Here is a 24,872-nt window from a genome sequence, read left to right on the forward strand (position 1 = left end):
CTATTTCATTACAAATAAGCAACAGCTAACACATGAAAGAATTTTCCAAAGAGGTATACCTGAAGTGGTATGAAGATATGACAATGTGGAGAAGGTTTGAAGACAAATGCCGTTCTCTCTATCTAAAGCAAAAAATCAGAGGTTTTTTACATTTGTACAATGGTCAGGAGGCTATTCCTGCAGGTTTTACCCATGCAATGGATTTAACCAAAGACAGTATGATTACTGCTTACAGATGCCACATTCACCCTATGGCGATGGGGGTAGATCCTAAAAGAATCATGGCCGAACTTTGCGGGAAGGCAACAGGTACGTCCGGAGGTATGGGTGGATCTATGCACATTTTCAGCAAAGAACACCGTTTTTACGGCGGGCACGGTATTGTAGGGGGACAAATTCCTTTAGGAGCAGGAATTGCTTTTGCCGATAAATATTTTGACAGAAAGGCAGTAAACATCTGTTTCTTCGGAGACGGTGCTGCAAGACAGGGTTCCCTGCATGAAACATTCAATATGGCCATGAACTGGAAACTTCCTGTGGTATTTGTAGTAGAAAACAATCAGTACGCTATGGGAACTTCCGTTAAAAGAACGGCGAACCATGAAGACATCTATAAATTAGGACTGGGATATGAAATGCCTTGTCTTGCCGTAGATGCTATGGATCCTGAAAAAGTGGCTGAAGCAGCCTACGAAGCTATTGAAAGAGCAAGAAGAGGTGACGGTCCTACATTCATTGAGGCAAGGACGTACCGATACAGAGGGCACTCCATGTCTGATGCTGAACCGTACAGAACCAAAGAGGAAGTTGCTATTCATAAAAATGATGACCCTATTGAACTCATCAAGCAAAGGATTTTAGCTAACAACTGGGCTTCTGAAGAGGAACTGGAAGCTATGGACAATAAGTCAAGAGACTTTGTAGAAGAGTGCATAGAATTCATGGAAAACTCTCCATACCCGGATCCGGAAAAGATCTATGAGTATGTTTACGCTCAGGAAAACTACCCGTTCTTAGATAAATTAGAAAACTAAAAAAATAATGAGTCAATTGGTTAATTGGAAGGTGGATCATGTATTTTATCACCTTTGAATTAACCAATTACCGCATTTTCAAATTAAAATAAATTATGGCAGAAGTAATTACAATGCCGCGTCTTTCCGATACAATGACGGAAGGAAAGGTGGCAAAATGGCATAAAAAAGTGGGCGATAAAGTAAAGGAAGGCGATATTCTTGCTGAAATTGAAACTGATAAAGCCGTTCAGGATTTCGAATCTGAGGTAGAAGGTACGCTTTTATATGTAGGTGTGGAAGAAAACGGCGCAGCAGCTGTGGATTCTGTACTAGCCATCATCGGTAATGAAGGAGAAGATATTTCCGGATTAACCGGTGGAAGTGCTCCTGCATCCGGTGACTCTGAAGAGAAAAAAGTGGATGAGGAGCTGAAAACAGAAAATAATGCCACCAGCGTAGAACAAACTGATGCAGAAGTTCCTGCCGGTGTGGAAGTGATTACGATGCCTAGGCTTTCTGATACCATGACAGAAGGGAAAGTGGCTAAATGGCACAAAAATGTTGGAGACCAGGTAAAAGAAGGTGATCTTCTTGCTGAGATTGAAACTGATAAGGCTGTTCAGGACTTTGAGTCTGAATTCAACGGTGTTCTATTGAAGCAGGGTGTGGAAGAAGGTGGTGCTGCACCGGTAGATTCCGTACTGGCCATCATTGGCCCTGAAGGTACTGATGTTTCTTCAGTAGGTGCTCCTAAATCGGAAACGAAAAATGAATCACAGAAGCCTGCTGCTGAAGAAAAGACAGAACCTAAAGAGGAAAAAGCTTCTGAGCCGGCTGCAGACCATGCGTCTTCAGATCGTATTGCGATTTCACCTCTGGCAAAGAAAATGGCCCAGGATAAAGGTGTTGATATCAACGCTATTCAGGGGTCCGGTGAAAACGGTAGAATCGTTAAAAAAGATATAGAAAATTATCAGCCTTCACAGGCTAAGCCTTCTTCATCAGCTCCGGCGGCCAGTGCAGCTGCTCAGGTTGCCGTAAACTTTGTACAGGGTGAAGATACCGAGACTCAAAATTCTCAGGTAAGAAACATCATTGCAAAAAGACTTTCCGAAAGCAAATTCTCTGCGCCTCACTATTACCTGATGGTGGAAATCAATATGGATAAAGCTATTGCGGCAAGAAAAGAGATCAATTCCTTACCGGATACCAAAGTTTCTTTCAATGATATGATTATCAAGGCAACTGCTGTGGCTTTAAGAAAACACCCACAGGTAAATTCAAGCTGGGCGGGAGATAAGATCATTCACAGAGGCAATATCAATATCGGTGTAGCGGTAGCCATTCCGGACGGACTGGTAGTTCCTGTTCTTAAAAATACAGATCAGATGAACTATACCCAGATTTCTGCTGCTGTAAAAGATATGGCATCAAGAGCTAAATCCAAAGGCCTTAAAGCGAACGAGATGGAAGGTTCTACCTTCTCAATTTCCAACCTGGGTATGTTCGGAATCGAGACTTTCACCAGTATCATCAATCAGCCGAACTCTGCCATTCTTTCCGTAGGCGCTATCATAGAAAAGCCAATAGTAAAAGATGGACAGATTGTTGTAGGCAATACCATGAAGCTTTCATTAGCTTGTGACCACAGAGTGGTAGATGGTGCTACAGGAGCTGAATTCCTACAGACTTTACGAACTTATCTGGAAAATCCTTTAACTTTGTTACTGTAATTATTCAGATTCAATCATATGAACCTCCCTTAAAGGGAGGTTTTTTTATGCTTTTAAAGGAAGCTGTAAACTTCTCGAAAACATCAGGTTTAAAAAATTAAGTAGGGGAATAAAATCATAAAATTTGGTGGGTTGGATGCTGGAAATTCTGTTGAGATTCATTACTTTTGAAATATGATTATAGCAAGGAATATTCATAAATCCTACGGGAATCTGAATGTATTAAAGGGTGTTGATATCACCATCAAAACAGGTGAGGTAGTCTCTATTGTAGGAGAATCCGGTGCAGGAAAATCTACATTGCTACAGATTTTAGGAACTTTGGATCAGCCGACCAATTCTAAACAGTATGATACGGAAATAAGCATTGCAGGAGAATCTTTTATCAATATGAATGACAGGCAGCTTTCCCGCTTTAGGAATCAGAATATCGGGTTTGTGTTTCAGTTCCATCAGCTTCTGCCGGAATTTACAGCACTTGAAAATGTACTGCTTCCCACGAAAATTGCGGGAGCTCAGGAAAAAGAAGCTTTGGAAAAAGCATATGCCCTGTTTGAGGACCTTAAGATAGAACAAAGGCTGCATCATAAGCCTAACCAGCTTTCCGGCGGTGAGGCGCAGAGGGTAGCCGTAGCAAGAGCTTTAATCAATACCCCTAAAATTATCTTTGCTGATGAACCTACAGGAAATCTGGATTCTAAAAATGCGGATGACCTTCATCGACTTTTTTTTGATCTAAGAGATAAATATAACCAGACCTTTGTGATTGTGACCCATAATCCTAACTTAGCTGAAATCACTGATCGTAAATTAGTCATGAAAGACGGTATGATCATCGAATAATAATGACATCTGATCTTATTGTAAACAAATTTTGTAACTTCAACTTCATCATTATAAATATTTTAATCCATGACCATAAAATTTCTTGCACAAGATGACAGGCCCAGAGAAAAGTTTATGCTGAAAGGCAGGAGCTCACTTTCTGATTCTGAGCTGCTGGCAATTATCATGGGAAGTGGGAGCAGGAATGAATCGGCAGTAGAACTTGCCAGGAAAGTTCTCGCTTCGGTTAACAACAGCTGGCATCAGCTGAGCCTGCTTTCTGCAAAAGAACTGATGAAATTTAAAGGTATAGGAGAGGTAAAGGCCATTTCCATTGCTACCGCTTTGGAAATCGGCAGAAGAAGGGCCCATCAGGAAATTCCTGATAAAGTTGTTATCAGCAATAGTGACGATGCCTATCACCTGTTAAAAACATACCTGTCAGATCTTCGCACAGAAGAATTCTGGGCGGTATTCCTCAATCAGAGCAATAAGGTAATTCATATTTCTAAACTTACACATGGCGGCATCAGTCAGTCTATTGTAGATGTCAGGATTCTTTTTAAAACAGCTCTGGAACATTTTTCTACAGGCATTATCATTGCACATAACCACCCTTCAGGAAGCCTGAAGCCAAGCCGTGAAGATATGAACATTACGAGTAAGATCAGAGAAGCGGGAAGCTTCCTGAATATTCAGCTCCTTGATCATCTTATCATTACCGAAAATGCTTATTTCAGTTTTTCAGACGAAAGATTAATATGATCAGGAAAATACGCTACAGCGAAATTGATTTTGACAAATATTCGGCCTGCCTGGAATCTTCCGTACAGAAAAACTGGTATGCGCGCAGAGAAGTTCTTGATGAGCTTTCCGGCAACTGGCATATCCTGGTATTGAATGACTACGAGGCTGTAATGCCTGTTAATATAAAGAAGAAGTACGGACTTAATTTTGTTCATATGCCGTTGTTCTGTCAGCAACTGGGTATCTTTTCCTTATTTGATGATCCGCAAATCAATGGTGAATTTTTAATTTTTTTAAAGAATAATTACAGAATATTTCTGTATTGTTTTAATCATAGCAACTCTTTCACAACTCAGATTGAAAACAGGAAGAACTATATTATTCCTATTTCAGACTATCTATTATTGAAAAGAAAGAAATATTTCAAAGGAAGAAAATCAACGGTTAAGTGGTCCCAACACCTTATCTATAGGGAATTGCAACCAGATCAAACGATTAAGCAGTTTATTACAGAGAATTCCAAAGGAATATCAAAGTATAGAGATCTTGAAAAGTTTAAGAATTATTTCGATTTTCTTTATACAAATAATTCTCTTAAACTTTGTTGTGCTTATCTTAATGACCAATTAATCAGTCTTGCTGTTTTAATATCGGAAGATAAGCAGTTTTCTTTATTATCATTGATTAATGATAAGAAATTTAAAGATGAAAATGGACCATCATTTCTTATTGACCAAATTCTAAAGAATTATATCCATGAAAAAACCTTAAACTTCATGGGAGGGAATATTCGCGGGATAGAAGTGTTTTTTAAAAGTTTTGGTGGAGAGTTAAAGAGTTTTCCAATAATTGAGAATAAATTTATGAAAAAGTTTTCTTAATAAACCAATTTGATATGTATATTGATTACGATTATTAATTTATAAATTTATAAAGTTTAAATCTACAGCATGTTAAAGCAGATCCGTAATTATAAATTAACTTATGTTATTTACAATTTTTTCAATAAGAAAAAATTGAAGCATAACATACCACTGTACAGAAAATTTGGCATCCGCAAAAGTTATTTTTCCAGTATATCAAGCAAAAATTTTTTACATCTTCCTCTTTCAGAAAGAAAAATAAATTTTGAGAAGTTGATAGGTACGGATTTGTACAGCAATCTATCGGAGGAAAACAAAGCTAGTGTGCAGGAGTACGATAAAAATGGATTTATAGTTCTTAGAAATTACATAGATACAAATACAGCAGATGAGATCAATACTGAAATTGAAAAGCTGATGAATGAGGGAACACTTAAATTCCGGTATGGAGGAAAACTTATGTTTGCGATTCACCATTCTGAAATCATTCGTAGTATTGGAAACGATGAAAAATTACTCGAGTTCTTATCTATTTTATTGGATGGGAATGCAAAACTGTTCCAAAGTATTAATTTCATTAACGGAAGTCAGCAAAAAACCCATTCTGACAGCATTCATATGACTACTTATCCTCTAGGTGGTTTATTGGGAGTATGGATTGCTCTTGAAGATGTAGATGAGAATAACGGAGCACTACACTATATTCCACAGAGTCACAAGCTTCCTTATTTCCTGAATTCTGATTATGATAATGAAGGATCAGCTCTCAAGATTGGCAAACAAAGTTATAAGGCTTATGAGGAATTTCTTGAAGCAAAAGTAAAAGAGCTTGGTCTTCAAAAAGAAATTTTCAGAGCAAAAAAAGGTGATCTTCTCATTTGGCATGCTAATATTCTGCACGGCGGAGAGCCCCATCTAGATAAAAGCAGAACACGGAAAAGCCTTGTATACCACTATTTTGATAAAGACAGTATCTGTTATCATGAAGTGACGCAAAGACCTGCATTATTTCAGCTGTAATTCAGAAAATATTACTAATTTTGCGTCCTAAAATGATGACAAGTTTTTCAGGATATCTGCCCTATGCATTTGCGCTCATTGTTGCAATTCCTTTTCTGGTTTTGCTAAGGCAATTTGTACATTCCTACGTTAATCTAAAAAATCAGGAACTTAAGCTTCTTACTGTAAAATCAGGTTCTGAAAACAAGACCCACGCTTACGAAAGGATGACATTATTTATGGAAAGGATCAAGCCATCTAACCTGATCCAAAAATTCGACAGGGACCTAGCCGTTCATGAATTTATTTTCCTTACTGAGAAAGCTATTACGGAAGAGTTTGAATATAATGCCTCACAGCAGCTTTATCTTACAAAAAATGCATGGAAGAATATTGCTGATTCTAAAGCAGCTGTCATAGCGCTGCTTCATAAAACCTACGAAGATCTGAACAACAACCCGAGCCTGGAGGAGTTCAAAACCGTTTTTATCATGAATTACATCAATGGTGAAGACTATATTGCTGCAACCATGGAAGATCTTAGAAGAGAAATTTTAATACTAATTTAAAATAAAAATAGATAAATAAATGATTCCAAATTTTAAAGCACATCCATGGCATGGAATTTCTGCAGGGGAAGATGCGCCGAACGTAGTGAACGTTTTTGTAGAAATCGTTCCTTCAGACACTATTAAATATGAAATTGATAAAGAGACGGGGTATCTTAAAGTAGACAGACCCCAGAAATTTTCCAACATCATTCCTGCTTTATATGGTTTTGTTCCGAGAACATACTGTAATAATGAAGTTATGAAACTTGCAGTGGAGAGAGGTGCACAGGATGTGACTATGGGAGATCATGATCCATTGGATATATGCGTACTTAGTTCTCACAACATCCATGCAGGAGGTCTGCTGATGGAAGCGATTCCAATCGGTGGTTTTAAAATGATTGATGGGGGTGAAGCGGATGATAAGATTGTTGCTGTGATGATCAATGATCATGCATTCGGACATTTCAGGGATATTTCTGAACTGCCACAGGCGGAAGTAAACCGATTAATGCACTATTTCCTTACGTATAAAAATCTTCCGGATGAACCGGCTAAATGCAGAATCCAGGAGATTTACGGAGCTGAGCATGCCAAATTGGTTATTAAGGCTTCCCAACAGGATTACGCAGACAAGTTCGGAGGATAATCTGCCGGCTTACCGATATATTGATAGGGATAAACATTTTGTTTATCCCTATTCTGTTATATAGATTTTCGGAATTCTGAATTATATTTCATTTTAAGCTGATGTACTGTGCTGCTTTACAGGTGCCAACGTGGAAATAATCAAAATGTTTTTATATTGTATGAGAATTATTCATTATATTTCTATAACCAAAATATTAAACTATGAATCTATTTGCACTAGTACCCGTTTTCGGTATTATCGCTTTGCTTTACACCTTTTTCCAGAGTAAATGGGTCAGCAAGCAGAATGCTGGGGACGAAAAAATGAAACTGATCAGCGGACATATTGCTGATGGTGCCATGGCTTTTCTCAAAGCCGAATACCGAATTCTTACTTATTTTGTCATTATTGTAGCTGTTTTGCTTGCGGTTATGGGCATGACCAATCCGGATTCTCACTGGACAATAGGAATTGCTTTCATTGTTGGAGCGGTTTTTTCCGCTTCCGCAGGTTTTATCGGGATGAAAATTGCCACCAAAGCCAATGTAAGGACGGCTGAGGCGGCAAAGACCTCATTATCCAAAGCCCTGAAGGTCTCTTTTACAGGAGGTTCTGTGATGGGTATGGGCGTAGCAGGACTGGCTGTATTGGGATTAGGAGGTCTTTTCCTGATCATCAAGCAGATTTTTGCCTCCGATGCTCCTGTGGATTCTGTTGAAATGCAGAGAACTATTGAAATTCTTACCGGATTTTCGCTGGGAGCTGAATCCATTGCGCTATTTGCAAGGGTTGGCGGAGGTATTTATACCAAAGCGGCAGATGTTGGGGCTGACCTCGTAGGAAAAGTAGAGGCAGGAATTCCGGAGGATGATCCCAGAAATCCTGCTACCATTGCAGACAACGTGGGAGATAACGTAGGAGACGTTGCCGGCATGGGAGCAGATCTTTTCGGGTCTTATGTGGCAACAGTACTTGCCACCATGGTGCTGGGAAGGGAAACCGTATCTGATGACGCATTCGGTGGTTTTGCCCCGATACTTTTACCGATGCTGATTGCCGGAACCGGAATCCTTTTTTCTATTGCCGGAACTTTTTTCGTGAGGATCAACGATCACGAGGATTCCTCAACTTCCAGTGTACAGAGCGCACTGAATCTTGGAAACTGGGGGAGTATCATCATAACTGCCATCGCATCCTATTTTCTGGTAACCTATCTTTTGCCTGAAACCATGGTACTGAGAGGATACGAATTTTCAAAGATGGGCGTTTTCGGTGCTATTATGGTAGGCCTTGTTGTAGGGACACTTATGAGCATTATTACGGAATACTATACAGCCATAGGCAAAAGACCCGTGTCCAGTATTGTGAGGCAGTCATCTACCGGACATGCGACCAATATTATCGGTGGACTTTCTGTAGGAATGGAATCTACATTGTTACCAATTATTGTTTTAGCCGGCGGGATCTACGGATCTTACCTTTGTGCCGGATTATACGGAGTTGCAATTGCAGCTGCCGGAATGATGGCCACAACGGCTATGCAGCTGGCTATTGATGCCTTTGGCCCGATCGCCGATAATGCAGGAGGTATTGCAGAAATGAGCGAACTTCCCAAAGAAGTGCGTGAGAAAACTGATATCCTCGATGCAGTAGGCAATACGACCGCCGCTACAGGAAAAGGATTTGCTATTGCTTCCGCTGCATTAACTGCACTGGCCCTTTTTGCAGCTTTCGTAGGCATTGCTGGAATTGACGGTATTGATATCTACCGTGCCGATGTACTGGCAGGTCTTTTCATAGGAGGCATGATCCCTTTTATCTTTTCATCATTAGCCATCACAGCGGTAGGTCAGGCGGCCATGGCCATGGTAGAGGAAGTAAGGAGGCAGTTCCGGGAAATACCCGGGATACTGGAAGGAAAAGCTCAGCCGGAATATGAAAAATGCGTAGCAATATCTACAGACGCTTCTATTAGGAAGATGATGCTTCCCGGAGCCATCGCCATTATTTCTCCTTTGTTGATCGGGTTTATTTTTGGCCCTGAAGTTCTGGGAGGTTTTCTGGCTGGGGCTACGGTTTCCGGCGTTCTTATGGGAATGTTCCAGAATAATGCAGGAGGTGCCTGGGACAATGCAAAAAAATCCTTTGAGAAGGGAGTGGATATCAACGGGCAGACCTATTATAAAGGATCTGAACCTCATAAAGCTTCGGTAACAGGAGATACGGTGGGCGATCCGTTCAAAGATACTTCGGGGCCCTCTATGAACATCCTGATCAAGCTGATGTCTATTGTTTCCCTGGTAATAGCCCCTACATTGGCTGTGATTCATAAAGATAAGATTGAGGCGGAGAGGGCGGCAAAAATTGAGCGTCTTACCGGAACAGTGGGAACCCAGCCCGTTCAGGCTCCTGCGGGAGCATCTGCCATTCCAACTGCTGTACCAGAAACAAAAGGTCATTTAAATGAAAACGGCGATTTTGTCTATGAAACAGGAAACGTACAACAGGTTAAGCTGAAAGGAGGAAAAACAATTTCTATTGGTGACGGCACTCAGCTCTATCAAATGTATACCCTGTTAAAACGCAAAGACCAGGCTCTTCTCAATCCGGATCGATGGTTCACTATTGAAAACCTGTATTTTGAGAATGGTTCCAGTGATCTGAAAGCAGGTGCTGAAGCTCAGCTCCTCAACCTGGCTGAAATCATGACTGCTTATCCCGACCTGAAAATAAAGTTAGGAGGATATACAGATAATACTGGAAACGAAGAAAGCAATCAAAGTTTATCCAATCTGCGTGCTCAGACTGCTAAACTGAAACTGCTTGAAATGGGAATCGCTGCAGACCGTATGGAAGCGGAAGGCTACGGATCCCAACATCCGGTTTGTATTGCTAACGATACCGATGAATGTAAAGCCAGAAACAGGAGGATTGATATACGTGTGCTCTCTTTCTGATTCCGGGAATTCAAGATCATTAATATCAAAATAAACAATATAGCACTGTCGTTAGGCAGTGCTTTTTTAATTATAAAACTTTTTTAAGGTGTTCCATAGCCTGGATAATGGTTTCGTCTTTCTTTAAAAAACTGAAGCGGATATAATCTGAATTTTGCCTTAAATGATAAAAAGCGGATAAAGGCAGGCAGGCTACCTGCTTTTCTGCAGTAAGCCACTTTGAGAATTCAACATCAGTCATTGTCTTTGATACATGTCTGAAATTGACGGTCTGAAAAACGCTTCCTTCGCATGGGTGGTCTGTGTATAAAGGAGTGTCCGCAATCAGTGCATTAAACAGATCCCTTTTATGTTGCATTATACCCTGATGTTGATGAAAATCAAAGCCATCCAGGTATTTTGACAGCGCATATTGTGCAGGAGCATTCGCCCCGTAGGAGAGGTATTGCTGATGAAAGCGGAATTCTGTGGTCAGGTCTTCTGGGGCCAGCATATAACTTACTTTCCACCCGGTACAATGGAACATTTTTCCAAACGAGAAAATGCAGAACGTCCTTTTCCTGAGTTCAGGATGCAGGAAAGAACTGTAATGTTCTGTACCGTCATAACAGTAAAGATCATAAATTTCCTCTGATATCAGGTAAATATTCCGGTCAGCAATAAGATTGTACAGCTGGCTCCAGTCTGCTTGGCTCCATATTTTTCCGGTTGGATTTTGGGGTGAATTAACGATAACAGCTTTGGTTTTGAGCGAAATACAGCATTTCAGTCGGTCCCAGTCAGTACAGAAATCCGCCTCCGGCTCATAATAGACCGGTATTCCGCCGTTCATCACCACCGAAGGTCCATAGGTATAGTAGGAAGGCTGTATGATCACAACTTCGTCTCCGGGATTCAATACAGTTTTAAGTGCAGTATGCAAGGCAAAAGTAGCGCATGGAATAATGCTGATCTCATTTTCGTTGACATTAATGCCATTTTTCCTATCTGAATTAAAACGGATGATGTTTTGAATTAATGATGGATTTCCTGACAGAGGCTCATACTGGTGCACGAGACTTTCCGCTGATTCCTTTAAGTAGTATTTCAGACGTTCATCAATATCAAAATCAGGAAGACCCAGCGAAAGGTCGAAGCTGTTGTTTTTCCTCGCAAGCTCAGACATTTCCGTAAAAAAAGAATAATCACTAAAACGGTAAATTTTTTTCATCCGTAATGCATTTAAATCAAATATAATAAAAATACCCATCCATTTAGAATTAAATAAATTTCTTTATTTTTAAACAAATTATTTAAAATGAGAAAACTGATCATCCCTCTTTTTTCGCTCGCTTTAACAGTAAGCTGCGGAACTGCAAAGGTTTCTGACGGAAAGACTGTTTCCCGGTCAGAGGCTTCAGCCGGCTCGGTAGATAAAGCATTTCTTTCTGCTTATAAAACCATTAAAGCAGAGGACCTGAAAAAAAATCTCTATGTAATCGCTTCTGAAGAAATGGAAGGCCGCGACACCGGGAGCCCAGGTCAGAAGAAAGCAGGAGTTTATATGGTTAACTATTATAAAAATCTCGGCATACCCTATCCTAAAGCATTGGGATCCTATTACCAGAAAGTACCGGCAGATTTCATGAGGGAAAGAGGAGGTTCCAATCTGCCTGACTCTGAAAATATCCTGGCATTTATTGAAGGAACGGAAAAGCCGGATGAAATTGTAGTGGTTTCTGCCCATTATGATCATGTTGGAACAAAAAATGGTGTGGTTTACAATGGTGCTGATGATGACGGGAGCGGAACGGTAGCTGTAATGCAGATCGCAAAAGCATTCCAAGCTGCTAAAAAAGCAGGTCATGGGCCAAAAAGATCAATTTTGTTCCTTCATGTAACCGGTGAAGAGCATGGGCTTTTCGGTTCGGAATACTATTCTTCTCATCCTGTCTTTCCTCTGGCCAATACCGTTGTGGATCTTAATATTGATATGATCGGGCGGGATGACCCGGAAAATAGGGGTAAACAATATGTTTATGTTATCGGGTCGGAAATGTTAAGCTCGGAACTGAAAGTGATTAATGAGGCTGCAAACAAGAAGACGAACAACCTTGAACTGAATTATAAATATGATGACCCAAACGATCCGCAGCGTTTATACTATAGGTCCGACCATTATAATTTCGCCAAGAATAATGTTCCCGTAGCCTTTTTCTTTGACGGCATTCATGAAGATTACCACAAGCCTACGGATGATCCCGAAAAAATAGATTATCCGCTTCTTGAAAAAAGAACACAGCTGGTTTTTACTACAGCATGGGACATCGCCAACAGGCCGGAAAGGATAACGGTAGATAAAAAATAATCAAAACTAAAAGCAAAAGCCTGTAAGAATTACAGGCTTTTCAATTGCTATCAAATCGGTAATGATAAAGCAGCTTATGGGCTGTAACCTATAAAATAGGTAGATTCAGATGAGTTGAAATGAACTTTTCAAATAATACATTTTAAGAATTTAAGAAAAAATGTCATGATCTATGCTTTTGACACATACTATTATGAAGAATATGCTTATACTGTATGCATTGCTTTTGAACACTGGGAATCAGAATCAGAATCAGAGATATACAGTGAAAAGATACCAGTTGTTTCAGATTATGAGAGCGGAGCTTTTTACAAAAGAGAACTACCATGTATCCTGAGCCTGCTTAGTCAAATTCCCGTTCAAAAGGGAGATGTGATCATTGTTGACGGATATGTTACACTCGGCAATAATGGGAAAATAGGTTTGGGGGGCTATCTTTATGAAGCAATGCATCAGGAATATCCCATTGTAGGCATTGCCAAAAACCGATTCTCGGAAGATAATAATCAATGAAGAAAGGTCTATCGTGGTGAAAGCAAGACGCCATTATTTGTAACCGCTATGGGAATTGACGTGGATAGGGCAGGTAAATGTATTGAAAGAATGTCCGGAAACTACAGAATCCCCAGTTTGCTTAAAAAGCTTGATCAGCTGTCCCGGAGTGTGTGAATATATTTACTGACATATATCATGCGATTATTATTTTTATTAATTCTAAATAAATATAAATTTGCATCAGTAATTCATTATACACAAAAACACAATTATCATATCCATATCAATTTTTGTTTTTAACCGGTAGGGCTGTATCTTACCGGTTTTGTTTTAAATGCTCTAATAGTTGTAAGCAAATAGGCCAGCTCCCATCTATACAGGTTTGATCAAAAATTGGGTTCAGTTCTTAGCTAAGTCTTTTTTAACTTGAAGAATCCGGAGAATTCAGGATTACGGCTGACGATTTTTGAAATATGGGCAAAATGCTGGACTAGCATTCAAAAAATGTAAAATTTTGTTGGATATTTAACCCGATATTAACAATAAAATAGTCTTTTTTTACACTAATTTTTAAAAATTATAATAAAATTTATAATTTTTCTTATCATTTTTTATCTGTATTTTTTCAATGGATTTTTTAAGTGTAATTTTTAAACTTATTTCCTGTTTATGAATGCGTTATCATTCTAATACTATCATAAATATGATAACCTTATCATATTTTGTATGGCATTGTTATCATTGAAAATCGATATGTAAACTACTGATAAGCAGGTGATAGAATTAAATTTATTTTTTTTTCTCGTTTGAATTTTTATATTTGTGATGTTACGTAAATGTTAACAATCAAATGAGCCCAAGCTTTATTCATACGTATGTTTCTGTTGACTGTGTTGTTTTTGGATTTGACCACGAAAACAGGCTAAATATTTTACTGGCCCAGCGACATTTTGAAAACGTACCAATAGAAAGACAGAAAAAACTTCCGGGAAGTCTTATTCTTAGCGAAGAGGATGTAGACGATGCCGCACAAAGGGTGCTGCATGAACTTACCGGTATTAAGAAAATGGTATTGAAGCAATTCAAATGTTTCGCAGATCCTATGCGGGCCAGCAGTAATGATGACATCAGGTGGATGGGAGAGGAGTACAAGCATAATATTGACAGGATTATTACCGTAGCTTATCTTTCCCTTTGTAAAATAGATCATAAGATCAACAGTACAAAATACGACACGGTAGACTGGTGCCCGATTGACAAAGTGCCTTTGCTTCCTTTCGATCATAATAAAATCATCAGCGAGTCGCTGATTGAGATCCGAAAATGGATAGAATCAGACTTTTCCATTATTTTCGAACTCCTTCCGAAAAGATTTACCATCAGGCAGCTGTATCAGTTGTACAGTGCCCTCAGTGAAAAACGGATCGATATCAAAAATTTCCATAAAAAGATTTCCTCATTCAATTATATCATCCCTCTGGATGAGATAGAGACTAATGTGGCACACCGTGCGGCAAGATACTATAAATTCGACGCCAAAGTGTACAAGAAAAACAATACTAAACTTATAAAATAAATCACTTTTTGAAATTATGTACTTGCTAGGCTACGATATCGGCAGTTCTTCTGTGAAAGTTTGTCTCATTGAGGCATCCAGTGGAAAAATTATTGCATCAGACTTTTCTCCTAAAAAAGAAATGAAAATTACTGCTGTTCATCCTGGCTGGGCAGAGCAGAACCCTTCAGACTGGTGGACCAACCTTAAACTTGCCCACGAATCTGTGATGGATGAATCCGGAGTAGATGCCGAAGACATTAAAGCCATCGGGATTACCTGGCAGATGCACGGGCTGATCCTGGTAGACAAGGACCAGAACCTGCTACGGCCTTCTATTATATGGTGTGACAGCCGAGCGGTACCTTACGGTGAAAAAGCATTCCAGGAGATTGGTCCTGAAAAATGCCTGTCTCATCTTTTAAATTCTCCCGGAAACTTTACCGCTTCTAAATTAGCGTGGGTAAAAGAGAATGAGCCTGAAATTTTTGAGAAAATTGATAAGATCATGCTTCCCGGAGATTATATCGCTATGAGGCTTTCCGGACAGATCGGGATGACGGTTGAAGGTTTATCGGAAGGGATCTTCTGGGATTTCAAAAACAACTGTATTTCAGAAGATGTAGTTAATTATTATGGAATTCCTTCAAGCTTCTTCCCTGAAATTGTACCCACTTTCGGGATTCAGGCTACGGTATCTTCTGAAGCAGCCCGTGAATTGGGGCTTAAAGAAGGAACCCCGATTTCCTACAGAGCCGGTGACCAGCCTAATAATGCCCTTTCACTGAATGTCTTCAACCCGGGAGAGATTGCTTCCACTGCAGGTACTTCAGGCGTGGTCTACGGTGTTTTGGATAAACTGGAGTATGATGATCTGTCAAGGGTCAATACATTTGCACACGTTAACCATACTGCAGAGCTTACCCGGTTGGGCGTACTGCTTTGCATCAACGGAACCGGAATTTTAAATTCCTGGATGAAACATAACTTTGCCACTTCACTGTCGTCTTACGGGGACATGAATGATATGGCCTCTTTATCTCCTATCGGATCAAAAGGTCTGAGCATTATACCTTTCGGAAATGGGGCAGAGCGTGTTTTGGAAAATAAAGATACCCACTGTTCTATTCACGGTATCAATTTCAATATCCACTCCAAAGGAGACATCCTTCGTGCGGCACAGGAAGGAATCGTATTTTCCTATGAGTACGGGATGAATATCATGAGGAATATGGGCATGGAGATCAACGTAATCCGTGCCGGAAATGCCAATATGTTTTTAAGTTCAATTTTCAGGCAGTCCCTTTCCAGTGTCAGCAATGCTGTTATTGAACTTTATGATACCGACGGAGCGGTAGGAGCTGCAAGGGCAGCCGGAATGGGGATCGGATTTTACGCCAGCTCTGATGAAGCTTTTTCTTCATTGGAAAAAATAGCCGTGTTTGAGCCGGAAACAGAAAAAAGAGAACAGTATTTAGAAGCCTATTCAAGATGGAAAGAACATCTTAAAGAAATCATATAAACCTGAATATTAAAGCAAAAAACTGATCCTGTGGTGAAGCAAAAATCAGCAGGAAGGGGGAATTATATGCCTTAAAGTGGCATCATCATAAATTAAATACAAAACAAAAAAATAAATATATATGAACATTTTAAAAGAAACGAAAGAGTTTTTCCCTGGTATTGAAGAAGTTAAGTTTGAAGGCAGAGAAAGCAGAAACCCTATGGCATTCCGCTATTATGATGCAGAAAGAATCGTAATGGGGAAACCTATGAAAGACTGGACGCGCTTTGCTATGGCATGGTGGCACACGCTATGTGCAGACGGAAGCGATCCTTTCGGAGGTGCAACGATTCACCATCCGTGGAACACGGGTACTGATGCAGTTTCCAGAGCGAAATATAAAATGGACGCCGGTTTCGAATTCATGAAGAAAATGGGCTTCGGTTTTTACTGTTTCCATGATATTGACCTTGTAGAGCCTGCAGGAAACTGGAAGGAATACGAAAGCAATCTTCAGGCTGTAGTAGAATATGCCAAAGAAAAGCAGAAAGAAACCGGGATCAAGCTTCTATGGGGTACCGCCAACGTATTTACCCACGAAAGATATATGAACGGAGCTTCTACCAACCCTAATTTTGATGTAGTAGCCTGTGCAGGGACACAAGTGAAAAACTCTATTGATGCTACCATTGCACTCGGAGGAGAAAACTACGTATTCTGGGGAGGAAGAGAAGGGTATATGAGCCTTCTGAATACCGATATGAAACGTGAAAAAGAGCACCTTGCACGTTTCCTTACCATGTCCCGTGATTATGCCCGTAAGCAAGGCTTCCAGGGAACTTTCCTGATCGAGCCTAAGCCTATGGAGCCAACAAAGCACCAGTATGATTATGATGCGGAAACAGTAATCGGATTCCTGAGACATTACGGACTGGATAAAGATTTCAAACTAAACCTAGAGGTAAATCACGCTACATTGGCAGGACATACATTCGAGCATGAACTACAGGCAGCTGTGGATGCAGGATTACTGGGAAGCATTGACGCCAACAGAGGAGATTATCAGAACGGATGGGATACAGACCAGTTCCCAATCGACTATTATGAACTGGCTCAGGCATGGATGGTTATTCTTCAGGGAGGAGGATTAGGAACCGGAGGGGTGAATTTCGATGCTAAAATCCGTCGTAATTCAATTGATGCCGAAGATCTTTTCATCTCTCACGTTTCTGGTATGGATGCTTTTGCCAAAGGTTTGATTGTAGCTGCAGATATCCTGGAAAATTCAGATTATAAATCATTGAGAACAGAAAGATATTCTTCTTTTGACCTTGGAAGCGGAAAAGCATTTGAGGAAGGTAAACTTACACTGGAAGACCTTCAGAAAATTGCTCACGAAATAGGGGAGCCACAGCCGAAAAGCGGTAAGCAGGAATTATTCGAGGCCATTATTAACATGTATATCTAACCATGAGTACAAAAAACTTTGGAATGAAGCCGTTACACAACACTTCATCCTGGATGTATAATTAAAATACGAGTAATTATGAAAGGATTTAAACCTATTAAAATTAATAAGGCAACGGTATTTTTTGCTATGGCATTACTGCCTTCCAGCCTTGCTTATTCACAAGCCAAGAGAGATACCCTGCCTAAAGAGAAAAAGATAGAGGAAGTTGTTGTCATCGGATATGGTACCCAGAGAAAAGAAGCGGTTACCGGATCTGTAGCCACTGTAAAAGGTGATGCTTTAAGAGAAGTCCCTTCTGCCAACATTACCCAGGCTTTACAGGGTAGAGCAGCAGGGGTTGACATTTCGCAGTCTTCCACAAAACCTGGAGCTTCCATGCAGATCCGTATCCGTGGAACAAGGTCTTTAACCGGAAGCAATGATCCTCTGATCGTTCTGGACGGAATTCCGTTTGTAGGAGCGTTGAGTGACATCAGCTCCAGCGATATCAAGAGTATTGATATCTTAAAGGATGCTTCCGCAACAGCAATTTATGGATCAAGAGGAGCCAACGGGGTTATTTTAGTGACGACCAACAGAGGTTCTAAAGGCCAGAAACCGCGTTTTACCTATAATAACTTCACCGGAGTTCAGACGCTGTTTTCTAAATACCCGATGATGGACGGCCCTAAGTTTGCGAAACTTCGTGCTTATGCTACTCCTTTTAACAGTTCGAATCCATTGTACGCCACTACCGGGGACGAATCTGTAAACAATAATACAGACTGGCAGAATCTATATTATAAGCCTGCTATGATCACCAGCCACGATATCGGCGTATCCGGTGGAACGGAAGGCGGAAACTATAATGTTGGCTTATCCTATTTCAAACAGGATGCCTTGATTCCGCTTCAGAACTATGAGCGATTTGCCTTGCGTATGGCTGTTGATCAGCAGGTAGGTAAGAATTTCAAATTCGGATTCACCACCAATACCAATTACTCTCAATCAGAAGGCAACGGGCTGAACCCCGGAGCTGTTCTTGGATATTCTCCACTAGTTAATCCGTACAATGCAGACGGCAGTCTTAAGAGAACCATGATTACGGCCGGAGGAATCGATCAGACATGGATTTATACCCGTCAGTCCATAGAAAGTTTAGGCGATAAATACGTTGACGAAACCAAATCCTTTGCTTCCTATAACAATATGTATGGTGAACTCACTTTACCGCTGAACGGATTGAAATACCGACTGAACGTAGGATTGGACTACCGTACTTCCAACAGCGGTAACTATGCAGGAGTAGGGGTATTCAATACCAATCCTCTCGGGCCTTCATCTGCAGGCAGAGGAAACAACCAGACATACCACTGGGTTTTGGAAAACCTCCTGACATATGACCGTACTTTCGGAAAGCATAAAATTAACGCTGTTGCCTTATATTCTGCAGAAGATAACAAGTACACCAGCTCTTATATGAGCGCAAAGAATGTACCTGCCGATTTCTTCCAGTATTATAACCTAGGCCAATCTCCTCAGGCGGATATAACCGTAAGACCGGAAGATCAGGTGTATACCAAAAACGGACTTCTGTCTGCGATGGGAAGGGTAATGTATACTTTCGACAATAAGTATATGATTACAGCAACATTACGTGCTGACGGATCATCAAGACTGGCACCGGGAAATAAATGGCATACGTATCCTGCATTATCATTAGGATGGAATGTGACGAATGAGTCATTCATGCAGAATATTAAAGCGATCAATTTATTGAAGCTAAGAGCAGGATGGGGACAAACATCCAACCAGGCGGTAGCGCCGTATTCCACATTAGGCCAGATGGCTGTGGCTCCGTATAATTTCGGATCCGGAAGCAGCACAGGGGTGTATGTAACCCAGGCACCCAATCCGGGCTTAGGATGGGAATATTCAAAGACTCAGAATTACGGTTTGGATTTCGGATTGTTTAACAATAGGCTTTCCGGTAGTGTAGAATATTATAAAACGCATACGTTCGACTTATTGACGTCCAAAAACCTTCCGATGTCATCCGGTCTTGTCAACGTGATTTCCAATGTTGCTGAAACAGAAAACAAGGGATTTGAAGTGGCTTTGAACGGTGTTATTTTAGACAATCCTGAAGGGTTTACCTGGGAAGCAGGCGTAAATTTCTATACCAACAGAAACAAAATCTTAGCTCTTGCATCAGGAATTGATAAAGATGAATCCAACCTGTGGTTTGTAGGCCATAATATTAATGCGCTGTATGATTATAAGTACATCGGATTATGGCAGGCCGGAGATCAGTACATGGGAATTCTGGAGCCTGGGGATCCGAGAGATGTAATAGGATCTATCAAAGTCCTTTATACAGGAGGATACAATGCAGATGGGACACCGGTAAGAGCGATTGGTCCTGCAGACCGTCAGATTTTCGATACTGCTCCTAAATTTCAGGGAGGATTCAATATGCGTTTCGCTTATAAAAACTTTGATCTAAGCACGGTAGGAGCATTCCAACATGGCGGAATCCTGATCAGTACGCTGTATGGATCTGCGAGCTACCTGAACAGAATGACCGGTAGAGGAAATAACGTTGATGTTGATTACTGGACAGAAGACAATACGGATGCTTACTTTCCGCGTCCGGGAAGACATTTAAGTGGTGACAACCCGAAATATTCTTCCACACTGGCTATGTTTGATGCCTCTTATGTTAAACTTCGTACCATTACCTTAGGGTATAACATCAACAAAGATTTCTTAAAAGATTTAAAAATCAATAGCTTCAGAGTTTATTTCACAGTGACTAATCCGGTAGTACTATTCTCTCCATACCATAAATTCTCCGGAATGGATCCTGAACCTAACTCTTTTGGTAACCAGAACCAGGCTGTAAACGGATACCAGTCCCGTCAGTTGGTTATCGGAACCAATAACCCTTCTACCAGAAATTATTTAATGGGAATTAACTTAACTTTTTAATATTTACAATCATGATACATTTCAATAAAAAATTGTTGTTAGGAGCGATATTTATGTCGCTGACATTTACCGGTTGTAATGAAATCCTGGATGAACAGCCCAGATCAATATACACTGTAGATTATTTCAGTACGGCAGATGGTGTTAATCAGAGTTTTACCTCACTGTACAGACAGCTGAGACTTTTATATGGTAACGGATACTTTATGAGTAACTGCCAGAACGGAACGGATGAATCTACATTCGCCCAGAGTGCTGACGGAAACTTCAAGGATCTGGATATGTCCGGTAATGGAAATATCAATGCCGCAAGTTTTCCTACCAGCATGGTATGGGGAGCTGTATTTCCTTACATTAATACTTCCAACGGTATCATTGAAAAAGGCCCTGGTTTCGGCATTGCGGAATCCATGATTTCAGAAGCCAGATTCTTCAGGGGATTTGATTATTTCATGCTGGTACAGACGTACGGAGGAGTTCCTTTGGATTTAGGATCCGGAGAGCTGAAATTCAATAGCTCACCGACTACAACTTCTGTTAGAAACACCGTTCCTGAAGTATATACAAAAGCCATTTTCCCCGACCTTATAAAGGCCGTTGATAATTTACCTACGACACCAAGAGTTACAGGTGGGGTGACGAAGAATGTAGCCAGATTATTCCTGGCGAAAGCATACCTTACTTACGGATGGTGGTTACAGAACCCTAATAATATTCCTACTTATCCGGATGCACAGCGTGTTGACCCAAATGGTCATAATGCACAGTGGTACTTCCAGCAGGCTTATGATGTGGCTATGGCGGGGATCAACAATCCTGGATCGTACGGTCTGCAACCTACTTTTTATGATGTTAATGCAGGGGCAAATGACCGTAACAGCGAGTGTATGCTTTATGCAGACCATACCCAGTCAAGTGTGTTCTATAATGAAAGTGATCCGGTTGGATTCGGGTCAGGATGGGCTCCTGATAACTTTGCCGCATGGATGCAGACTTGGAACTATACAGCTATTAAAAGCAGCAAAACAACTTCATGGGCTTCAGCAGATGTGGTAAGCCCGGTACAGCGTGAAGCTGCCCAGTCTTTAGGACGTCCTTGGGTACGTATGTGTCCTACTTTAGGGGTGATTAAAAATACATTTGCAGATAAAACCAATGACTCCCGTTATGATGGTACCTTCGTGACCACTTACAGAGGAAACTGGCAGAAGCAGGGTACTGGTTTAACTGCTGTACCTGTATTGTACAATGCGAATAATCTTCCTGTACAACCGGGAGGAGCTATTTTAAGCTTCCTGAACGATGATTCTCAGACGCCAACATATCCTACAGGATCCGGACAGAACGGTGTAGGTGCCGGTACATTGCCGGGAAGGGCTGACTGGGTAATTGCACCAAACGGGATCAACAGAATCGTATATCCTGGACTTTGGAAGATCGGAACTTACCGTACCGACGATCCAAACGGACTGGGATACCCGAATGCTGGTTTAACACGTCCGTTCAACGTTGCTAAATTCTCTGAATTCTATTTTATCGCAGCTGAAGCAGCTGTAAAAGGAGCTTCAGGGTCTATGAGCGCGAGAGATCTGATCAATGTGATCCGTGCCAGAGCTGGAAAATGGAAATTTAACAATGCACAGAATGTAGCGTATACGGCCGATAACAGTGCTGCCATGATTGCTGCTACTCCTGCTACCATTACTATTGATTATATCCTTGCAGAAAGATCAAGAGAATATTACGGAGAATTCTACAGATGGTATGACCTTGTACGTACGCAGAAATGGTCGCAATATGCAGCTACTTACCAGATTGGAGGAGCTTCGTATGGAGATCATACGCCGCAGACAGTAACTAGAACAATACAGCCGTTCCATTACCTGAGACCAATTCCTCAGAGCCAGCTGGATGCTATGGAAGTTAGTGCTGATGTGAAAGCAAAATACCAGAACCCTGGGTATTAATTTAAATACATTTTACATTCATATTACATACAAAGTAGGTGTTTCAGACACCTGCTTTGTTTAATGAATAAAACTTTAGAGACGATTATGGAAAAGACATGGAGATGGTTTGGTAAAAAAGATAAAATACAGTTGAATATGCTTCGTCAGATCGGCGTGGAAGGCATTGTTTCCGCACTTCACGATGTTCCGAACGGGCAGGTATGGCCGCTGGATGCCATTCAGGAATATAAGCAAAACATAGAAAATCACGGTCTTCGCTGGTCTGTAGTGGAAAGCCTTCCCGTAAGCGAAGCCATCAAATACGGAGGTGAAGACCGAGATTTTTTAATCGAAAATTATATTCAGAGCTTGGAAAATCTGGGAAAGGCCGGAGTAACAACTGTTTGTTACAACTTTATGCCGGTGCTCGACTGGGCAAGGACCGATCTGTTTCACGAATGGGAAGACGGTTCATCATCACTGTATTTTGACAAAGCAAGATTTGCCTATTTCGAAATTCATATCCTGAAAAGGCAAGGAGCCGAGCATGATTATCAGCCGGAGATCCTTCAGAAAGTAGCAGAGCTGAAAAATACACTGACTGAAGAAGACAATAATGACCTGATTGATTCTGTCATTGTAAAGACCCAGGGATTCGTCAATGGAAATATTAAAGAAGGCGAGCTGAACCCGATAGAAAAGTTCAATAATCTTTTGGCTTTATACAATGGAATTGATAAAGACCAGCTTCGGGAAAATATGAAGTATTTCCTTGAAAAAATAATGCCAGTCTGTGAGGAATGGAATATTCAGATGTGTGTGCATCCCGATGATCCGCCTTTTGCCTTACTGGGATTACCGAGAATCGTAACCAATGAAGAAGATATCGATTGGTTCCTGAATGCAGTGGACAATCCACACAACGGACTTACCTTCTGTGCAGGTTCCTTAAGTGCGAATCTTCAGAATGATGTTCCGGCACTGGCTCAGAAATTTGCAAGCCGTACCAGATTTGTCCATCTGAGGAGTACCAATGTCTTTGAAAATGGAGACTTTATAGAAGCCCACCATTTGGATGGAAGAGGAAAATTAATTGATGTCGTGCGCATTTTTGAGAAAGAAAACCCTAAGTTGCCGATGAGAATCGACCATGGTAGGCTTTTAACGGATGATATCGATAAAGGATATAATCCGGGTTATTCATTCTTAGGCCGAATGTTGGCTTTAGGACAAATCGAAGGCGTGATGGCCACCGTACAAAACGAAATGGCAAGACAGAACTAGCATTCGTTTTTGATCAATTATCAATCATCAATTATCAGCTATAAAAAATGAACGAAATATTCAGCATAAAAGATAAAGTAGCCGTTATTACAGGAGCTTCAGGCGTCCTTGGAGGCAGCCTGGCAAAGAGCTTCTTAGAGGCAGGCGCAAAAGTAGTAGCGCTGGGAAGAAAACAGGAAACCCTTGATAACAGGGTAAGAGAACTTACTGCCAACGGGGGGGAAGCCCTTGCCGTAGAAGCAAATGTGATGAATATTGAAAGCCTTGAGCAAGCAGCAAAAAAGATTACTGAAGAATACGGAAAAATAGATATTCTCCTGAATATTGCAGGCGGAAATATTCCTGCAGCTACTTTGTCTCCGGATCAGTCATTTTTTGATATGAACATAGAAGGCTGGAATGAAGTCACCGATCTGAACATCAACGGAACGGTCTATCCGAGCTATGTTTTCGGAAAAGTAATGGCAGAGCAGGGAAGCGGAAGTATTGTCAATATTTCTTCCATGGCAGCTTATTCGGCAATTACCAGAGTGGCCGGATACTCGGCAGCAAAATCGGCGATCACCAATTTTACCCAATGGCTGGCATCGGATGTCGCTTTGAAATTCGGGGATAAAATCCGTGTGAATGCTGTTGCCCCGGGTTTCTTTATCGGTGACCAGAACCGGGCGATTCTTCTGAATCCGGATGGTTCATTAACCGACAGGAGTAAAAAAGTAATTGCTAAAACTCCGATGGGACGTTTCGGTGATGTAGAAGAGCTCAATGGTGCCGTACAGTTCCTTTGTTCTGATGCCGCCAGTTTTATTACTGGTGCTTTACTGCCTGTAGACGGAGGTTTCAGCGCATTCAGCGGTGTTTAACCTGAACGCGATTGAGTTAATTATTTCTTATATGACAGGACCCTGTGGAAAAATTGGTCCGATGGGTCTTGTTTTTAAAGAAATCTGTTTTTAATAGTACTGGTGACGGATA

Annotated in this window: 19 protein-coding genes; 18 read left to right on the forward strand and 1 reads right to left on the reverse strand. The window is 40.8% G+C overall.

Features of this window, described 5'->3' with window-relative positions; genetic code table 11:
- Positions 1-32 precede the first annotated feature (32 nt).
- The 9 genes from pdhA (at position 33) to QE404_RS05805 (ending at position 10,322) form a co-directional block, all read left to right on the forward strand.
- Positions 33-1,034: a pyruvate dehydrogenase (acetyl-transferring) E1 component subunit alpha gene (pdhA, locus tag QE404_RS05765; protein ID WP_307447766.1), complete on the forward strand. Its 1,002-nt coding sequence runs from the start codon at positions 33-35 to the stop codon at positions 1,032-1,034.
- Positions 1,035-1,129: 95 nt separating this feature from the next.
- The gene (locus QE404_RS05770) at positions 1,130-2,749 is read left to right on the forward strand and encodes a pyruvate dehydrogenase complex dihydrolipoamide acetyltransferase (protein WP_307447769.1); all 1,620 of its coding nucleotides are present in this window, start codon (positions 1,130-1,132) and stop codon (positions 2,747-2,749) included.
- Between the two features lie 174 nt (positions 2,750-2,923).
- Positions 2,924-3,592 (forward strand): ABC transporter ATP-binding protein, encoded by a 669-nt coding sequence (locus QE404_RS05775; RefSeq protein ID WP_294204868.1) that lies wholly within the window; start codon positions 2,924-2,926, stop codon positions 3,590-3,592.
- 69 nt (positions 3,593-3,661) lie between these two features.
- A complete protein-coding gene (gene radC, locus QE404_RS05780) occupies positions 3,662-4,339 on the forward strand; it encodes a RadC family protein (protein WP_307447775.1) in 678 nt (225 codons plus the stop codon).
- Positions 4,336-5,202, forward strand: coding sequence for a hypothetical protein (locus tag QE404_RS05785; RefSeq protein WP_307447778.1), 867 nt, complete (start codon positions 4,336-4,338; stop codon positions 5,200-5,202). The genes radC and QE404_RS05785 overlap by 4 nt, the downstream gene beginning before the upstream one ends.
- A gap of 69 nt (positions 5,203-5,271) precedes the next feature.
- Positions 5,272-6,204, forward strand: a complete 933-nt coding sequence (locus QE404_RS05790) for a phytanoyl-CoA dioxygenase family protein (RefSeq protein ID WP_307447780.1) — start codon at positions 5,272-5,274, stop codon at positions 6,202-6,204.
- Positions 6,205-6,239: 35 nt separating this feature from the next.
- Entirely contained in the window at positions 6,240-6,752 is a 513-nt protein-coding gene (locus QE404_RS05795; protein ID WP_307453360.1) for a DUF7935 family protein, read from the forward strand.
- 19 nt (positions 6,753-6,771) lie between these two features.
- Entirely contained in the window at positions 6,772-7,383 is a 612-nt protein-coding gene (locus QE404_RS05800) for an inorganic pyrophosphatase (RefSeq protein WP_307447783.1), read from the forward strand.
- Positions 7,384-7,586: 203 nt separating this feature from the next.
- Positions 7,587-10,322 carry a sodium-translocating pyrophosphatase gene (locus QE404_RS05805; RefSeq protein WP_307447786.1) on the forward strand — a complete coding sequence of 912 codons (2,736 nt, stop codon included), beginning with the start codon at positions 7,587-7,589 and terminating at the stop codon, positions 10,320-10,322.
- 70 nt (positions 10,323-10,392) lie between these two features.
- Here QE404_RS05805 and QE404_RS05810 read toward each other — a convergent pair whose 3' ends face one another.
- Positions 10,393-11,532, reverse strand: a complete 1,140-nt coding sequence (locus QE404_RS05810) for an aminotransferase class I/II-fold pyridoxal phosphate-dependent enzyme (protein ID WP_307447789.1) — start codon at positions 11,530-11,532, stop codon at positions 10,393-10,395.
- A gap of 87 nt (positions 11,533-11,619) precedes the next feature.
- Here QE404_RS05810 and QE404_RS05815 point away from each other — a divergent pair, with 87 nt between their 5' ends.
- The 9 genes from QE404_RS05815 to QE404_RS05855 all read left to right on the forward strand — a co-directional run bounded on the left by QE404_RS05815 (position 11,620) and on the right by QE404_RS05855 (position 24,760).
- A complete protein-coding gene (locus tag QE404_RS05815) occupies positions 11,620-12,669 on the forward strand; it encodes a M28 family metallopeptidase (RefSeq protein ID WP_307447792.1) in 1,050 nt (349 codons plus the stop codon).
- A 165-nt stretch (positions 12,670-12,834) separates the two neighbouring features.
- Positions 12,835-13,182: an endonuclease V gene (locus QE404_RS05820; protein WP_307447798.1), complete on the forward strand. Its 348-nt coding sequence runs from the start codon at positions 12,835-12,837 to the stop codon at positions 13,180-13,182.
- A gap of 832 nt (positions 13,183-14,014) precedes the next feature.
- Complete coding sequence (locus tag QE404_RS05825) at positions 14,015-14,740, forward strand: NUDIX hydrolase (RefSeq protein ID WP_307447801.1); 726 nt, start codon at positions 14,015-14,017, stop codon at positions 14,738-14,740.
- 16 nt (positions 14,741-14,756) lie between these two features.
- Positions 14,757-16,241, forward strand: a complete 1,485-nt coding sequence (locus tag QE404_RS05830; RefSeq protein WP_307447805.1) for a xylulokinase — start codon at positions 14,757-14,759, stop codon at positions 16,239-16,241.
- 121 nt (positions 16,242-16,362) lie between these two features.
- On the forward strand, positions 16,363-17,691 hold the full coding sequence (xylA, locus tag QE404_RS05835; protein WP_307447808.1) for a xylose isomerase: 1,329 nt from the start codon (positions 16,363-16,365) through the stop codon (positions 17,689-17,691).
- A gap of 78 nt (positions 17,692-17,769) precedes the next feature.
- A complete protein-coding gene (locus QE404_RS05840; protein WP_307447811.1) occupies positions 17,770-20,664 on the forward strand; it encodes a SusC/RagA family TonB-linked outer membrane protein in 2,895 nt (964 codons plus the stop codon).
- 11 nt (positions 20,665-20,675) lie between these two features.
- The gene (locus QE404_RS05845) at positions 20,676-22,631 is read left to right on the forward strand and encodes a RagB/SusD family nutrient uptake outer membrane protein (RefSeq protein ID WP_307453755.1); all 1,956 of its coding nucleotides are present in this window, start codon (positions 20,676-20,678) and stop codon (positions 22,629-22,631) included.
- An 87-nt stretch (positions 22,632-22,718) separates the two neighbouring features.
- Complete coding sequence (uxuA, locus tag QE404_RS05850; RefSeq protein WP_307447821.1) at positions 22,719-23,897, forward strand: mannonate dehydratase; 1,179 nt, start codon at positions 22,719-22,721, stop codon at positions 23,895-23,897.
- 47 nt (positions 23,898-23,944) lie between these two features.
- A complete protein-coding gene (locus QE404_RS05855; RefSeq protein WP_307447823.1) occupies positions 23,945-24,760 on the forward strand; it encodes an SDR family oxidoreductase in 816 nt (271 codons plus the stop codon).
- The last annotated feature ends 112 nt before the right edge of the window (positions 24,761-24,872 follow it).

Origin of the sequence: Chryseobacterium camelliae, assembly GCF_030818575.1 — a bacterium.
In the GTDB taxonomy this organism is placed as follows: Bacteria; Bacteroidota; Bacteroidia; order Flavobacteriales; family Weeksellaceae; genus Chryseobacterium; species Chryseobacterium camelliae_A.

What these genes read in the sequence shown, in the direction of transcription:
- pdhA (WP_307447766.1), top strand. Translation starts at nt 33, where the DNA reads ATGAAAGAATTTTCCAAAGAGGTATACCTGAAGTGGTATGAAGATATG.
- QE404_RS05770 (WP_307447769.1), top strand. Translation starts at nt 1,130, where the DNA reads ATGGCAGAAGTAATTACAATGCCGCGTCTTTCCGATACAATGACGGAA.
- QE404_RS05775 (WP_294204868.1), top strand. Translation starts at nt 2,924, where the DNA reads ATGATTATAGCAAGGAATATTCATAAATCCTACGGGAATCTGAATGTA.
- radC (WP_307447775.1), top strand. Translation starts at nt 3,662, where the DNA reads ATGACCATAAAATTTCTTGCACAAGATGACAGGCCCAGAGAAAAGTTT.
- QE404_RS05785 (WP_307447778.1), top strand. Translation starts at nt 4,336, where the DNA reads ATGATCAGGAAAATACGCTACAGCGAAATTGATTTTGACAAATATTCG.
- QE404_RS05790 (WP_307447780.1), top strand. Translation starts at nt 5,272, where the DNA reads ATGTTAAAGCAGATCCGTAATTATAAATTAACTTATGTTATTTACAAT.
- QE404_RS05795 (WP_307453360.1), top strand. Translation starts at nt 6,240, where the DNA reads ATGACAAGTTTTTCAGGATATCTGCCCTATGCATTTGCGCTCATTGTT.
- QE404_RS05800 (WP_307447783.1), top strand. Translation starts at nt 6,772, where the DNA reads ATGATTCCAAATTTTAAAGCACATCCATGGCATGGAATTTCTGCAGGG.
- QE404_RS05805 (WP_307447786.1), top strand. Translation starts at nt 7,587, where the DNA reads ATGAATCTATTTGCACTAGTACCCGTTTTCGGTATTATCGCTTTGCTT.
- QE404_RS05810 (WP_307447789.1), bottom strand. Translation starts at nt 11,532, where the DNA reads ATGAAAAAAATTTACCGTTTTAGTGATTATTCTTTTTTTACGGAAATG.
- QE404_RS05815 (WP_307447792.1), top strand. Translation starts at nt 11,620, where the DNA reads ATGAGAAAACTGATCATCCCTCTTTTTTCGCTCGCTTTAACAGTAAGC.
- QE404_RS05820 (WP_307447798.1), top strand. Translation starts at nt 12,835, where the DNA reads ATGATCTATGCTTTTGACACATACTATTATGAAGAATATGCTTATACT.
- QE404_RS05825 (WP_307447801.1), top strand. Translation starts at nt 14,015, where the DNA reads ATGAGCCCAAGCTTTATTCATACGTATGTTTCTGTTGACTGTGTTGTT.
- QE404_RS05830 (WP_307447805.1), top strand. Translation starts at nt 14,757, where the DNA reads ATGTACTTGCTAGGCTACGATATCGGCAGTTCTTCTGTGAAAGTTTGT.
- xylA (WP_307447808.1), top strand. Translation starts at nt 16,363, where the DNA reads ATGAACATTTTAAAAGAAACGAAAGAGTTTTTCCCTGGTATTGAAGAA.
- QE404_RS05840 (WP_307447811.1), top strand. Translation starts at nt 17,770, where the DNA reads ATGAAAGGATTTAAACCTATTAAAATTAATAAGGCAACGGTATTTTTT.
- QE404_RS05845 (WP_307453755.1), top strand. Translation starts at nt 20,676, where the DNA reads ATGATACATTTCAATAAAAAATTGTTGTTAGGAGCGATATTTATGTCG.
- uxuA (WP_307447821.1), top strand. Translation starts at nt 22,719, where the DNA reads ATGGAAAAGACATGGAGATGGTTTGGTAAAAAAGATAAAATACAGTTG.
- QE404_RS05855 (WP_307447823.1), top strand. Translation starts at nt 23,945, where the DNA reads ATGAACGAAATATTCAGCATAAAAGATAAAGTAGCCGTTATTACAGGA.